Genomic DNA, 13,921 nt, shown 5'->3' with positions numbered 1-13,921 from the left:
GGGAATATTTTTGGTGGGGTCAGATATAGGCGGCGGTTTCGGTGGGCGAAATCCGCACCTTGCCGATGTTGCGGCCGTCCATTTCGACGATTTCATACTCGTAATCATCGACCTTCAGCTTTTCGCCCTGTGCGGGGATGTGGCCGAGATTCCACAGGATGTAACCTGCCAGCGTCGTGTAGCGGTCGCCGTCATCGACGAGGTCGCGTTCGATCAGGCCGCCGAGGCGGCGGATGTCGATATAGGCGTCCACCACCATGCTGCCGTCTTCCGACCGCTCGAGGATCGGGCTTTCCTCGCCTTCATCCGGGAAGTCGCCGGCGATGGCCTCAAGAATGTCCGTCGGCGTGACCACGCCCTCGAATGAGCCGTGTTCGTCGAGAACAATCGCCATCTGCACCGTCGTGCCGCGCAATTGCTCCATCACGCGCAATACGTTGGCATTCTCGTGCAGGATCAATGGCTGGCGGGTCACCTTGTCCCAATCGATCTTGCCGCCGTCGAGAATGGCGAACAGCAGGTCCTTGGTCAGGGCCACGCCGACGAATTCGTCAACCCGTCCGCGGGCCAGAACCACGCGGCTGTGGGAGAGCGTGCGGATTTCCGCCAGCAGTTCCTCGTTGGTCTCGTTGAGGTCGAGCCATTCGACCTCGTTGCGCGGTGACATGATGGACCGCACCGGCCGCTCGACCAGGTCGAGAACGCCGCGGATCATTTCCTTTTCTTCCGGGTGGAAGACTTCGCCCGCTGCCGTCTGCTCGGCGATCACATCCAGCGCATCCGAGTGATGGCTGGCATCGCCGGAACGGCCGCCGCCCAAAAGGCGCAGCACCGCGCCTGCCGTGCGGTCACGCAGGTCCATCGAGGTAACGCGCTTGTCGCGGTTATGCCGTCCGACCTGATTGGCCGCTTCGATGAGGACGGAGAAGCCGATGGCGGCGTAGAGGTAGCCCTTCGGAATATGGAAGCCGAAGCCTTCGACGATCAGGCTGAAACCGATCATCATGAGGAAGCCAAGGCAGAGGATGACAACGGTCGGATGGCGGCTGACGAAGGCCATGAGCGGTCTGGACGCAAGCATCATGACGCCTACCGCCACGACAACGGCGATCATCATGACTTCCAGAGATTTGACCATGCCGACGGCGGTGATCACGCTGTCGAGCGAGAAGACGGCGTCGAGCACGACGATCTGGGCGATGACCTGCCAGAAAACCGCATGGGCGACGTTGGATTCCTTGGCGGACATATGTCCTTCAAGACGCTCATGCAGTTCCATCGTGCCCTTGAACAGCAGGAACAGTCCGCCGATGATCAGGATGAGGTCGCGCCCCGAAAAGCCGAAACCCGCCACGCTGAACAGCGGTGTCGTCAGTGTCACCACCCAGGAGATGGAGGCAAGCAGCGCCAGGCGCATGATCAGGGCGAGGGACAGGCCGACGATGCGCGCGCGGTTGCGCTGGCTCGGCGGCAGCTTGTCGGCAAGAATGGCGATAAACACGAGGTTGTCGATCCCGAGTACGATCTCGAGCACGATCAGCGTGGCGAGACCAATCCAGGCATTGGGGTCGGCAATCCATTCCATTGGGAAGTCGGTTCCTTCTAAGAGATGCGGGTCAGGGCACGACATGGCGTGCGGATGCGGCTGGAAAAGCCAGCGCAAATCCGCCCGCGATGCAGGCCAAATCGGATGTTGGGGAGAAAAACGGGAATTGTTGCTGACGCTGCGTGGGCAGAGTCAGCTTGCTTCGCAAGTCCGGACTTGGAGGCTCTTCAGATTGTTCGTCCGGCATCGAGGCGCGGTCAGTCCCTGTTTGACTGGCGTCATGGGTGAAACTTACGGGTGCCAGATGCGCTTATAATGGCAGTCAGTACGGCTGCGTTCAAGAGGATGTGGCGAAAATTCGGCAGCGGGGCCGCAAATCCGCCTATCCGGCAAAGCCACCCGCATCGAGGAATGCCTGTTCGTCCGGCGTGGATTTCCGCCCGAGAATGGCATTGCGATGGGGAAAGCGGCCAAACCGGTGGATGATGTTGTAATGATCTTCGGCCCATTCGAGCTGGCTCGGGGCCGATGCGGTGTAAAGCTTCACGCAGCGCAATTGCTCGTCGATGTCTTCCGAATGCATGAAGGGCAGATAGAGAAAGCCGCGCACGGATGGCTCGAGGGCAAGATCATGGCCTCTTTCCAGCGCCTCTCCGGCGTAATGGCGCGCCAGCGAGTCCGTCGCATACATGTGGCCGGTGCCGCGAAAGCAGTTGCGCGGGAACTGGTCGAGCAGGATCATCAGCGCCAGCGCGCCGTCGGCGGTTTCGATCCAGTGGTCATAGTCGCGCCGGGCGGCAGCGAAATGCCTGTTGTGAAAGGTCTGGTGGAACGTTTCGTCAAACGCCGCGTCCTTCTTGAACCAGGCGTCGGGTCCGGCCTTGCGCCAGAAGCCGACAATACCGTCGATGATGGCCTGATCGGTTTCAACCATTGCTTGTCCTTCCATGGTGGTTGCAATCAGTTTGCACTGTCGGCGGTTTGCGCCGCCGGCAGCACGCGGGCGGTTTCTTCGCTCAGAGCCCGGCCGGTTTGCCGTGGTTTGACCAGGGGGCCTGGCACCGGTGCGTTGCCCCTCATCAGATCGTTGCCGGCGCGGATGCCGCCGGCGAGCTGCAGGTCGAGGCGTTCGGCATCACGCTGGCGCACGTCACCGATGATCTCCGCCGCTTCCTCGGGCGCGACGCCGAGGCCGATCAGCGTGTTCTCGCCAAATGACAGGGCCGATTCGAAGGTTTCGCGGATCTGGTACTCGACGCCGGCTTTGATCAGCGCCAGCGTGTTGCCGCGGTCGAAGGAGCGGGCATAGACCTGCACCAGCGGATATTCCGCCTTGATATGCTCGGCGATGGCGAGAATGGTGTCGGGCTTGTCGACGCAGATGAGGACGGCCTGCGCACGGCCGGCGCCTGCCGCATGCAGGATGTCGAGACGCGTGCCGTCGCCGTAATAGACCTTGAAGCCGAATTCGGCTGCGGCCTGGATCATTTCGATATCATTGTCGATGATCGAGACATCGACGCCGCGCATCAGCAGCGGTTGGCTGGCGATCTGCCCGAACCGGCCGAAACCGATGACGAGGACGCTGCCGGACAGGCCTTCCGCGACATCGACGCCATCCAGCGACTGCTTTTCGCGCGGCAGGATATAGCGCAGGCCGATGATGGCGATCGGGGTGAGCACCATGGAGATGATGATGATGGCCGTCAGCATGGCATTGGCACGGCCATCGAGAATGCCGACCGACGTGGCGGTGGAATAGAGCACGAAGGCAAATTCGCCGCCCTGCGCCATCACGACGGCGCGCTCCAGCGCTTCCGTGTGGGACGAGCGCATCAGGCGGGCGACGATATAGATCGCGATGCCCTTCACCACCATGAAGGCGGCGACGTAGAACAGCACGCTGCGCCAGTTGGCGGTGACGACGCTCAGGTCAAGCGACATGCCGACGGCGAGAAAGAACAGGCCGAGCAGGATGCCGCGAAAGGGTTCGACATCGGCTTCGAGTTGATGCCGGAAGGTGGATTCGGACAGGAGCACGCCGGCAAGGAAGGCGCCCATCGCCATGGAGAGGCCGCTGACCTGCATGACAAGCGCGGCACCGAGCACGACGAGGAGGGCGGCGGCAGTCATAACCTCGCGCGCCCGGGACTGGGCGAGGAAGCGGAAGAGGGGGTTGAGCAGATAACGGCCGGCGACGATGAGACCGACCACGGCGCCGACGCCGATGCCGATATCCATCCAGCGCAGGCCCGACGGCGGCGCATCGGTGGCGGCGATCGGCGCAAGGAAGGCGACGAGCGCGAGAAGCGGCACGATGGCCAGGTCTTCCAGCAGCAGGATCGACACCATGCGCTGGCCCTTGGTGCTTGATATCTCGCCGCGTTCTTCCAGCAGCTGCATGACGATGGCCGTCGAGGTCAGGACGAAACCGGCACCGGCGACGAAGGATATGGCGACGGGAAAGCCGGTGGCGATGCCAACCCCGGTGAGCAGGAGTGCACAAACGCCGACCTGCAGGGCGCCAAGGCCGAAAATCTCCTTGCGCAGGCCCCAGAGGCGGGAGGGCTGCATCTCAAGGCCGATGATGAAGAGGAACATGACGACGCCGAGTTCGGCGACGTGCAGGATCGTCTGCGGATCGGAGAAGAATTTGAGGCCGAATGGCCCGATCACCAGACCGGCGGCGAGATAGCCGAGGACGGAGCCAAGCCCGAGCCGCTTGAAGACGGGCACGGCGACGACGCCTGCGCCCAAAAGCACGACGGCACTGAGAAGGTCCGGTCCATGAAGCTCCGCTGCCATTGTATCTCCCGCCATTGGTTATGCTGCTGGTTACCAGAGGTAAAGCGCCGGGGGCTGGCAGGCAAGGGGGTGCGTGGTTCGACAAGCTCACCATGAGGGATGTGGAGGATTGCAGGGAGTTATATCCTGCAATGTTCGTCGTTGGCGTTGCAACCAAACCACGTCCCTCATGGTGAGCTTGTCGAACCACGCACTGTGATCCTGCAACCATCACCGAATGATAACGGAAACGGGGTGGAACTCCGGCCTACAACCCCCACAGCCGCTTGGCGTTGCCGGAAAACAGCCTGGTCTTTTCGCTTTCACTGCATCCTGAAACCAGCGCGTGCGTGGCGGCGATCCACGTGGCAAGGCCGCCGCCCAGCGTGCAGACCGGCCAGTCGCTACCCCAGACAATCCGGTCCCAACCGAAACTGCCGATGACATGCTGCACATAGGGTTTGAGCGTCTCCGCGCGCCATGCCCCGTCGGCATAGGCGACGATGCCGGAAATCTTGGCGATGACGTTGGCACGTCCGGCGATTTCGGTGATCTTGCCGCGCCAGATGGCAAAATCATCGCCCTTGATGTCAGGCACGCCGCAATGATCGAGGATGAAGGTCACGTCAGGGGCAAGATCGACCAGGGCGATGGCCCTGTCCATCTGGCGCGGCAGCACGCACAGATCAAAGGTCAGGCCCGATCCGCCCATACGCCGGATGTTCTCGCGGAAGACGGAACTCTCCGACAGATCGTCCGGCATGGTGTGCAGGATGCGGCGAAAACCCTTGATGAACGGGTTGGCCTTCTGGCGTTCAAGATAAGCGGCAAAACCGGCCTCTTCCGGGCGGCATGCGGCAATTGCCCCGGCAATCAGGCTGCCCTCCTGCTTCGCGAGGCTGGCGACGTAATCGATTTCCGTCTGGATTTCGGATGGGGTCACATCCACTTCCATGTGCAGTGCCCGGACTATTCCTGCCCGCTGCGCCTGCAGTGCATATTCGCCGTAGAGAAAATCCCGGTTGAGCGCCTCGACGCCGGCAAGCCACGGATAGTGCAGGGCCGACTGGTCGATGAGATGAAGGTGTGTGTCGATGAACATGCCTGATCTGCTCCCGTTCACGCGTGGCGCACAACACTGGAATGGATGACATCCGCGCCCGCAAGCTCGGAGAGTTTGTGTGCCGTCGTCACCAGCATTTCGCGCGCCTGATCGACGTCCGGGGCATCGGGGATGTTCAGGAGCTTGATATAGGGACAGGTCAGGGCCGCAATGGACCGGCCATCGGGGCCGAGAATCGGCGCGGATATATTGTAGACGCCCGCGGTCTGGGCGCTGGGCATGATTTCATAGCCGCGCGCGCGGATATGATCGAGCCGTTCGCGAAAATCCACCGGCTGGGCAATGTCATCGGCATGTTTTTCATATTCGGCAATCATCATGGCGCGTTCCTCATCCGAGCGGAACGCCAGCAGCACGTGACCGGAGCCGGTATTGAAGAGGCTGATATGCGAGCCGACGCGGATGGAAATGCCCCAATAGTCCGGCGCCTCCTGCTGGGCGATGACGACTGCGGCGCCGCGGTCAAAGACGCTGAGCTGGTTGGCCTGCTTGGTCAGGACCGCAAGATCGCGCATCAGCGGCGTGGCATAGGAAGCGAGCCGGCGAACCGGCGCATGCAGCTGGGCGAGGCCGAACAGTTTGAGCGTCAGCGAGTAGCGGTCGCCTTCGAGCCGGGTGACATAGCCGCGCCGGACCAGCCGGTCGAGCATGCGGTAGAACTCATTGGGGCTGCGGCCGAGATGCTTGGCAATTTCCGCCTGGGTGAGGCCGCCGTCGATGCCCGAAAGCAGTTCGAGAATGTCCAGTCCCTTGTCGAGTGCCGGGGCGCGATACCGGTCGCTGTCGTCTTCTTCCAACATGGTTGTCCCCCTCATTTCACTCAATGCATATACGAAGATTATCTTCATAGGAAAGCGTTTCCGCGCTTGACGGTCAAGCCTGTAAATGTTTGTATATGAATGACACGCCCATATATGGGTGAAGAAAAGTGCCGGGAGGCGGCACTCTGGATGTTGGGAGGAACTGCATGAAAAACCTGCTAGCCAGTGTTTCGGCCGGCGCTATCGCGCTGTTGAGCACAAGTTTTGCCTTTGGCGCCGAACTGCCGGGCAAATTCGAGGGCGTCACCATCGACGCCAAACTGATCGGCGGCCAGCAATATGAGCCGCTGTACGAGCGCATCGGTGAGTGGGAGAAACTGACCGGCGCCAAGGTCAACATCCTGTCCAAGAAGAATCACTTCGAGCTCGACAAGGAGATCAAATCGGATATCGCCTCGGGCAGTCTGAAATGGTGCGTCGGTTCGAACCATTCATCCTTCGCGCCGCAATACCCGAAGATCTATACGGATCTGACGGCGCTGATACCGGCGGCGGAAGTCGCGGCTTTCGTGCCGGCCAACATCAAGGCCTCGACGCTTGACGGCAAGCTGGTGATGCTGCCGCGCGCGCAGTTCGACGTTTCCGCGCTGTACTACCAGAAGAGCATCTATGCCGACGAAGCCAACAAGAAGGCCTTCAAGGCCAAGTATGGCTATGACCTGACGCCGCCCGATACCTGGCAGCAGGTGACGGACCAGGCGATGTTCTTCACCAAGGCGCCGGATTTCTACGGCACGCAGTTTGCCGGCAAGGAAGAGGCGATCAACGGCCGCTTCTACGAAATGCTGGTCGCTGAGGGCGGCGAGTACATCGGCAAGGATGGCAAGCCCGCCTTCAACTCGGCAGCGGGCATCAAGGCGCTCGACTGGTTCGTCAATCTCTACAAGGCCAAGGCGGTTCCGGCGGGAACAACCAACTATCTGTGGGACGATCTCGGCCAGGGCTTTGCCTCCGGTTCCATCGCCATCAATCTGGACTGGCCGGGCTGGGCAAGCTTCTTCAATGATCCGAAGTCCTCGAAGGTTGCGGGCAATGTCGGCGTCAAGGTTCAGCCGGCGGGATCGTCGGGCAAGCGGACCGGCTGGTCCGGCAGCCATGGCTTCTCGGTCACGGAAGCCTGCGCCAACAAGGAAGCCGCCGCTTCGCTCGTCTGGTGGCTGACCAACGAAGACAGCCAGAAGCTGGAAGCGAAGGCTGGCCCGTTGCCGACGCGTACGGCGGTCTGGGCTTGGGATATCGAGCAGGCCAAGAGCGATCCGTACAAGACGGAGGTTCTGGCGGCTTTCCAGGAAGCGGCGAAGAATGCCTTCCCGGTTCCGCCGCTCGCCGAATGGATCGAGATTTCCAACGCGGTCTATCCGGAGCTGCAGGCGGCCATCCTCGGAGACAAGACCTCCAAGGAAGCGCTCGACACTGCTGCCCAGAAGGCAACCGATATCCTCAAGGATGCCGGCAAGCTTTGATGCGGTTGGGAGGCGGGGTGATGAATGTCACCCCCCTCTATCCTGCCGGACAGGGGGGTAACGCATGCGACCTACCCGAGAGCAGAGATTAAAAGGCCAATATCTCCGATGAAATTTCCCAAACTATCAGCGCCGACGCTCCTGCTGCTGCCTGCCATTATCGTGCTGGCAGCGGTCATCGTCCTGCCCCTGCTGTTTTCGCTCTACTCCAGCTTCACGCCGTTCCGGCTGACGAAACCCGAGACGATCTGGGTTCTCATCGGGTTCCGCAATTATATGAGTGCGCTGACGAGCTTGGAATTCTGGACCGCGTTCGGACGGACGGTTCTCCTCCTGACCATCGCGCTCAACGCCGAAATGTTCCTTGGCCTTGGCCTTGCCATGCTGGTCAACAAGGCCACGCGCGGCCAGCGCCTGTTGCGCACGCTGATGATGTTTCCGATGATGTTCTCGCCGGTGCTCGTCGGCTTCCAGTTCAAGTTCCTGTTCAATGACAATATCGGCTTCGTCAACAATGTGCTGCAGTCGCTGGGGATAACCACATCGGCCATCCCGTGGCTGATCGACGGCAACCTGGCGCTGTTCTCGATCATTGTCGCAGAAATCTGGTCATCGACCTCGGTGTTTGCCATTCTGATCCTTGCCGGCCTGCTCGCCATGCCGCAGGAGCCCGTGGAAGCCGCGCGGGTCGATGGCTGCACGCCGTGGCAGACCTTCCGCTATGTCACCTGGCCTTACCTCATGCCCTTCGCTATGATCGCCATGACCATCCGCTCGCTCGACGTGGCGCGCGCCTATGACATCGTCAAGATCATGACCGATGGCGGTCCGGCCAAACGCACGGAACTGTTGTGGACGCTGGTTGGCCGCACGGCCTACAGCGATGCGCGCATGGGCATGGCCAACGCCATGGCCTATATCTCGATCCTGCTCTCCATCCTGTTCACCGTGTATTTCTTCAGAAAGCTCGCCGCGGCGCGCCAGCAGATCGGAGCGGAGTGGTAAGATGGATCAGAACAACGCACATCGTCTCAAGCGCCGCGGCCTGAAAGTCCTGCATCTCGTCGGCCTGTTCCTGGCCATGCTGGTCATCTGCCTGCCGGGACTGTGGATCGTCCTCAATTCGCTCCGCCCGACGGTGGAGATCATGGCCAAGCCGCCCGTGTGGATTCCGCAGGATATTTCGCTCGATGCCTACCGTTCCATGTTCGGCGGCGCCGGGCAGGGCGGCATTCCGGTCTGGGAGTATTTCCGCAATTCGCTGATCATTTCGATCACCTCGACTATCATTGCGCTCATCATCGGCATGGCGGGCGGCTACGCCTTTGCCCGCTACAAGTTCAAGGGTAAGTCGGCGGTGTTCCTCGGCTTCATGCTGACCCGTGCGGTTCCCGGCATCGCGCTGTCGCTGCCGCTGTTCATGATTTTTGCCCGGCTCGGCATCATCGATACCCATTTTTCCATGATCCTGATCTATGTGGCGCTGAACGTGCCCTTCACCATCTGGCTGATCGACGGGTTCTTCCGGCAGGTGCCGAAGGATCTTGCCGAGGCCGCACAGATCGACGGCTGCACGCGCTGGCAGGCCTTCTGGCAGGTGGAGTTTCCGCTGGCGGGTCCGGGTATCGCCTCGGCGGGTATTTTCGCCTTCCTCACCTCGTGGAACGAATATGCGCTGGCATCGCAGATCACCCGCTCGGTCAATTCGAAGACGCTTCCCGTGGGGCTGCTCGATTACACGTCGGAATTCACCATTGACTGGCGCGGCATGTGCGCGCTCGCCGTGGTCATGATCGTTCCGGCGCTGACCCTCACATTCATCATTCAAAAGCATCTGGTGTCCGGACTGACGTTCGGCGCGGTGAAAGGTTAAAGGCTCTACCCATGGCACCCGTAACCCTGAAAAAGCTGGTCAAGCGCTACGGCAATGTGGATGTCGTCCACGGCATCGATCTTGAGGTGAAGGACCGCGAATTCATCGCGCTGGTCGGGCCGTCCGGCTGCGGCAAGTCGACGACGCTGCGCATGATAGCCGGGCTGGAAGACATCAGCGACGGCGTCATCGAGATCGGCGGCAAGCCGGTCAACGATCTGCCGCCGCGCGCCCGCAACATCTCGATGGTGTTCCAGTCCTATGCGCTCTATCCGCACATGACCGTGCGCGAGAACATGGGTTTTTCGCTGAAGATCGGCAAGGTGCAGCAGGCCGAGATCGACCAGCGCGTCAATGAAGCCGCTGCCATTCTCGATCTGGAAAAATACATGGATCGCCGTCCGTCACAGCTCTCCGGCGGCCAACGCCAGCGCGTGGCCATGGGCCGTGCCATCGTGCGCAAGCCGGAAGTGTTCCTGTTCGATGAACCCCTGTCCAACCTCGATGCCAAGCTGCGCACGCAGGTGCGCACCGAAATCAAGCGTCTGCACGCCAAGGTGCAGGCGACGATGATCTACGTGACCCACGATCAGGTGGAGGCGATGACGCTGTCCGACCGTATCGTCATCATGCGGGACGGCTATATCGAACAGGTCGGCACGCCGGAGGAAGTGTTCAAGCGTCCCGCCACGCGCTTTGTCGCGGGTTTCATCGGCTCGCCGCCGATGAACCTCAACGAGGCCACGGTCGATGGCGGCAGGCTGGTACTGAAGGGCGGCCAGAGCCTGCCTTTGCCGCTCGAATTCCGCAACAAGGTGGTTGCGGGCGAAAAAGTCATCTTCGGCCTGCGGCCCGACGATATCTATCCGACCGGCCATGGCCTGAGTTCCGGTGAAGCAACCGACGTTCATGAACTGTCGCTGCCGGTCTCGATCACCGAACCGCTCGGCAACGAGACGCTGGTGTTCATCACGCTGGGCGAAAAGGAATGGGTATCGCGCATGCTCAACCCGCGCCCGCTCGCGGCGGGCGAAACCATCAAGCTGAGTTTCGACCTGTCGCAGGCGCATCTCTTCTCGGCTGAAACCGGCAAAACCCTGCGGAGCTGACCATGGCCAGAATCGAACGCGTCGAATTGCGGATGGTCGACCTGCCGCCGAAAGTGCTGCGGACCGATGCCATCCAGAGCTTTGTTTCGCAGGAAACACCGATTGTCACGATCACCGACAGCGACGGCGCTGTCGGTACGGGGTACAGCTACACGATCGGCACCGGCGGTTCCTCGGTGATGCGCCTGCTCTCGGACCATCTGGTGCCGCGCCTGCTCGGCAGGGATGCGGACCAGATCGAAGCGATCTGGCGCGAGCTTGAATTTGCCACCCACGCGACAACCATCGGTGCGATCACCGCGATTGCGCTCGCCGCCGTCGATATCGCCCTGTGGGACCTGCGGGCGAAGAAACAGAACCTGCCTTTGTGGAAGCTGGCGGGCGGGGCAAAAGACCGCTGCCCGCTCTACACCACCGAAGGCGGTTGGCTGCACATTGAAGAACAGGCGCTGGTGGATGATGCCTTGCAGGCGAAAGCCAAGGGGTTCAAGGGCGCCAAGGTGAAGATCGGCCGTCCGCACGGATCGGAAGATCTTGACCGTCTGTCGGCGGTGCGCGCTGCGGTGGGTGCCGGTTTCGAGATCATGACCGATGCCAATCAGGGTTTTACGCTGGATGAGGCCATCAGGCGCTCGCAGGTGCTGCGCGATATTGACCTCGCCTGGCTGGAAGAGCCGCTGCCCGCCGACGACATCGACGGCCATGTGCGCCTGTCCGCGGCAACGCAGACGCCGGTTGCCGTCGGCGAGTCGCTCTATTCGATCCGGCATTTCCGCGAATATATGCAGAAGCGTGCCTGTTCCATCGTGCAGGTGGATGTGGGCCGTATCGGCGGAATCACGCCCTGGCTGAAGGTGGCGCATACGGCGGAAAGTTTCGATATGCCGGTCTGCCCGCACTTCCTGATGGAGCTGCATGTCAGCCTCACCTGCGCCGTGCAGAACGGCAGGTATGTCGAATATATTCCGCAGCTGGACGACCTGACACGGACGCAGATGCGCATTGAAGATGGCTATGCCATCGCCCCATCGGAACCCGGCATCGGCATCGATTGGGATTGGGATGCGGTGAAGGCACGCAGCATCGATGAATTCACCACGGAAATCCGGAGTTAGGCTGATGCAGCGCATGGGCATGATGATCGGGCTGAACGGTGACAAGGTGGCGGAATACAAGCGCCTGCACGCGGCTGTCTGGCCGGAAATCCTGGCGCTCATCTCCAGCTGCAACATCCGCAACTACACGATCTTCCTGCGCGAGCCGGAGAATGTCCTGTTCGGCACGTGGGAATATCACGGCACGGATTTTGATGCGGATATGGCCCGCATGGCCGCCGATCCGAAAAACAAGGAGTGGTGGGACGTCTGCATGCCCTGTCAGGTGCCGCTGGCAACACGGGCGCCGGGCGAATGGTGGGCGATGATGGATGAAGTCTTCCATCTGGATTGAGGAATACAAATGAACAACCGTCCTTTCACCCCCCTCTGGGCTGCCGCCCATCTCCCCCACAAGGGGGGAGATCAGCCTGCATTGCCGTCTTCGCGAAAATTGAAATATTTCCTAGTGTGCAAAGGTGTTGATGCCAATGTGATCTCCCCCCTTGTGGGGGAGATGCCCGGCAGGGCAGAGGGGGGTATCTGAAGCGTGCAAACACCTGCAAAACCCTTCAATCCATCCACCCTGCAGCAAAGCTGGCCGCTTCCGGCGACGCCGCGCCCCATCGTGACCTTCGGGGCGGGCAGCATCGTCGGTGACGCGCATTATCCGGCCTACCGGAAAGGCGGCTTTCCCATCGCCGGTCTGTTCGATCCTGACCAGGCGAAGGCCGCGAAAATTGCCGCTGAATGGAATGTGACTGCCTATGCATCGGTGGCGGAAGCCGCGGTCGTGGAAAACGCCATCTTCGATCTGGCCACGCCGCCCGCGCGCCATGCGGACGTGCTGAAAGCCCTGCCGGAGGGTTCCTTTGCCCTGATCCAGAAACCGATGGGCAACGATCTTGTGCAAGCCTCGGAAATTCTTGCGATCTGCCGGGGGCGCAACATCACCGCTGCCGTCAATTTCCAGCTGCGGTTTGCCCCGATGATGCTGGCGCTGAAAAACGCGATCGCGCAGGACTGGCTGGGCGAGGTGATCGATTTCGATGCCTGGCTGGCGCTGGACACGCCGTGGTCGCTGTGGCCGTTTCTCAACGGCCTGCCGCGTGTCGAGATCGCCATGCATTCGATCCACTACATCGATGTGATCCGCGAGATTCTCGGCAATCCGCTGGGCGTGCACGCGAAGACGCTGGGTCATCCCGGTCACGCGGTGGCGCAGACACGCACGAGCGCCATCCTCGACTATGGCGATCGGGTGCGCTGCTCGCTGTCGATCAATCATGATCATAAGTTCGGCCGCAGGTTCCAGGCCTGCGAGTTCCGCATCAGCGGCACGCAAGGTGCCGCCTATGTGAAGCTCGGGGTCAATCTCGACTATCCGCGCGGTGAACCGGACGCGCTGATGATCTACCCGAAGGGCGGCGCCGATTGGATCAATGTTCCGCTGCACGGCGCATGGTTCCCTGACGCCTTTGTCGGGCGCATGGCCAATCTGCAGCGCTTTGCCAGCGGCGAGGACAAGGCGCTGGTGAGTTCGGTCGAAGACGCCTGGCACACCATGGCGCTGGTCGAAGCCGCCTATCAATCAAGCGCGGCGCCGGCGACACCGCTGGCGCGAAAGCCGGAGGCTTGAATGTCTGAACAGGCCATCTATTTCGAGGATTATGCCATCGGCCATGTGCGCACCACGACGGGCCGCACAATCACCGAAACCGATTTCGTCGTGCATGCGGGCCATACCGGGGATTTCTTCCCGCATCATATGGATGCCGAATTTGCCAAGACCACGCCGTTCGGCCAGCGGGTTGCGCATGGCACGATGATCTTTTCCATCGGTGTCGGCCTCACCGCCAGCCTGATCAATCCGGTGGCATTCTCCTATGGCTATGACCGTCTGCGGTTCGTGCGGCCGGTCTTCATCGGCGACACGATCCGCACGCGCGTGACGATCAGCGCCAAGGAAGACGATCCGAAACGCCCGGGGAGCGGGCGCGTGGTCGAGCGCTGTGAAGTTCTCAATCAACGTGATGAAGTCGTGCTTGCGGCGGACCATATCCTGATCGCCGAGCGCAGAACAACTTGATATGACGGGCACCTCAATG

13 protein-coding genes are annotated in these 13,921 nt (G+C 61.2%); 8 read left to right on the top strand and 5 right to left on the bottom strand.

All coding sequences use genetic code 11. The features are described 5' to 3' along the window. Positions 1-19 precede the first annotated feature (19 nt). The 5 genes from ACIQWS_RS21360 to ACIQWS_RS21340 all read right to left on the bottom strand — a co-directional run bounded on the left by ACIQWS_RS21360 (position 20) and on the right by ACIQWS_RS21340 (position 6,253). Positions 20-1,585 carry a TerC family protein gene (locus tag ACIQWS_RS21360; RefSeq protein ID WP_346307177.1) on the bottom strand — a complete coding sequence of 522 codons (1,566 nt, stop codon included), beginning with the start codon at positions 1,583-1,585 and terminating at the stop codon, positions 20-22. A gap of 343 nt (positions 1,586-1,928) precedes the next feature. After that, entirely contained in the window at positions 1,929-2,480 is a 552-nt protein-coding gene (locus ACIQWS_RS21355; protein ID WP_346307176.1) for a DUF924 family protein, read from the bottom strand. 26 nt (positions 2,481-2,506) lie between these two features. Further along, complete coding sequence (locus tag ACIQWS_RS21350; protein WP_403184066.1) at positions 2,507-4,351, bottom strand: monovalent cation:proton antiporter-2 (CPA2) family protein; 1,845 nt, start codon at positions 4,349-4,351, stop codon at positions 2,507-2,509. Positions 4,352-4,598: 247 nt separating this feature from the next. Beyond that, a complete protein-coding gene (locus ACIQWS_RS21345; protein ID WP_346307174.1) occupies positions 4,599-5,432 on the bottom strand; it encodes an amidohydrolase in 834 nt (277 codons plus the stop codon). A gap of 17 nt (positions 5,433-5,449) precedes the next feature. After that, positions 5,450-6,253: an IclR family transcriptional regulator gene (locus ACIQWS_RS21340; RefSeq protein WP_403184063.1), complete on the bottom strand. Its 804-nt coding sequence runs from the start codon at positions 6,251-6,253 to the stop codon at positions 5,450-5,452. 167 nt (positions 6,254-6,420) lie between these two features. On the opposite strand from ACIQWS_RS21340, the gene ACIQWS_RS21335 reads away from it, so the two are divergent. From ACIQWS_RS21335 to ACIQWS_RS21300, 8 genes are all read left to right on the top strand, one after another. Further along, the gene (locus tag ACIQWS_RS21335) at positions 6,421-7,737 is read left to right on the top strand and encodes a sugar ABC transporter substrate-binding protein (protein ID WP_288194395.1); all 1,317 of its coding nucleotides are present in this window, start codon (positions 6,421-6,423) and stop codon (positions 7,735-7,737) included. Positions 7,738-7,845: 108 nt separating this feature from the next. Beyond that, a complete protein-coding gene (locus tag ACIQWS_RS21330) occupies positions 7,846-8,742 on the top strand; it encodes a carbohydrate ABC transporter permease (protein WP_288194393.1) in 897 nt (298 codons plus the stop codon). A 1-nt stretch (position 8,743) separates the two neighbouring features. Beyond that, the gene (locus ACIQWS_RS21325; protein WP_346307173.1) at positions 8,744-9,610 is read left to right on the top strand and encodes a carbohydrate ABC transporter permease; all 867 of its coding nucleotides are present in this window, start codon (positions 8,744-8,746) and stop codon (positions 9,608-9,610) included. Between the two features lie 11 nt (positions 9,611-9,621). Beyond that, entirely contained in the window at positions 9,622-10,719 is a 1,098-nt protein-coding gene (locus ACIQWS_RS21320; protein ID WP_223612474.1) for an ABC transporter ATP-binding protein, read from the top strand. Between the two features lie 2 nt (positions 10,720-10,721). Further along, positions 10,722-11,834, top strand: a complete 1,113-nt coding sequence (locus ACIQWS_RS21315) for a mandelate racemase/muconate lactonizing enzyme family protein (protein WP_346307364.1) — start codon at positions 10,722-10,724, stop codon at positions 11,832-11,834. Positions 11,835-11,838: 4 nt separating this feature from the next. Continuing rightward, the gene (locus ACIQWS_RS21310; protein ID WP_346307365.1) at positions 11,839-12,168 is read left to right on the top strand and encodes an L-rhamnose mutarotase; all 330 of its coding nucleotides are present in this window, start codon (positions 11,839-11,841) and stop codon (positions 12,166-12,168) included. Positions 12,169-12,363: 195 nt separating this feature from the next. Next, on the top strand, positions 12,364-13,452 hold the full coding sequence (locus ACIQWS_RS21305; protein WP_403184058.1) for a Gfo/Idh/MocA family protein: 1,089 nt from the start codon (positions 12,364-12,366) through the stop codon (positions 13,450-13,452). Then, positions 13,453-13,902: a MaoC/PaaZ C-terminal domain-containing protein gene (locus tag ACIQWS_RS21300; protein WP_346307367.1), complete on the top strand. Its 450-nt coding sequence runs from the start codon at positions 13,453-13,455 to the stop codon at positions 13,900-13,902. The last annotated feature ends 19 nt before the right edge of the window (positions 13,903-13,921 follow it).

The organism is Phyllobacterium sp. NPDC097923 (assembly GCF_044760925.1).
Taxonomy (GTDB): Bacteria; Pseudomonadota; Alphaproteobacteria; order Rhizobiales; family Rhizobiaceae; genus Phyllobacterium; species Phyllobacterium calauticae.
The sequence above is the reverse complement of the archived record's forward strand: the minus strand, read 5'-3'. Positions and strand labels throughout refer to the sequence as shown.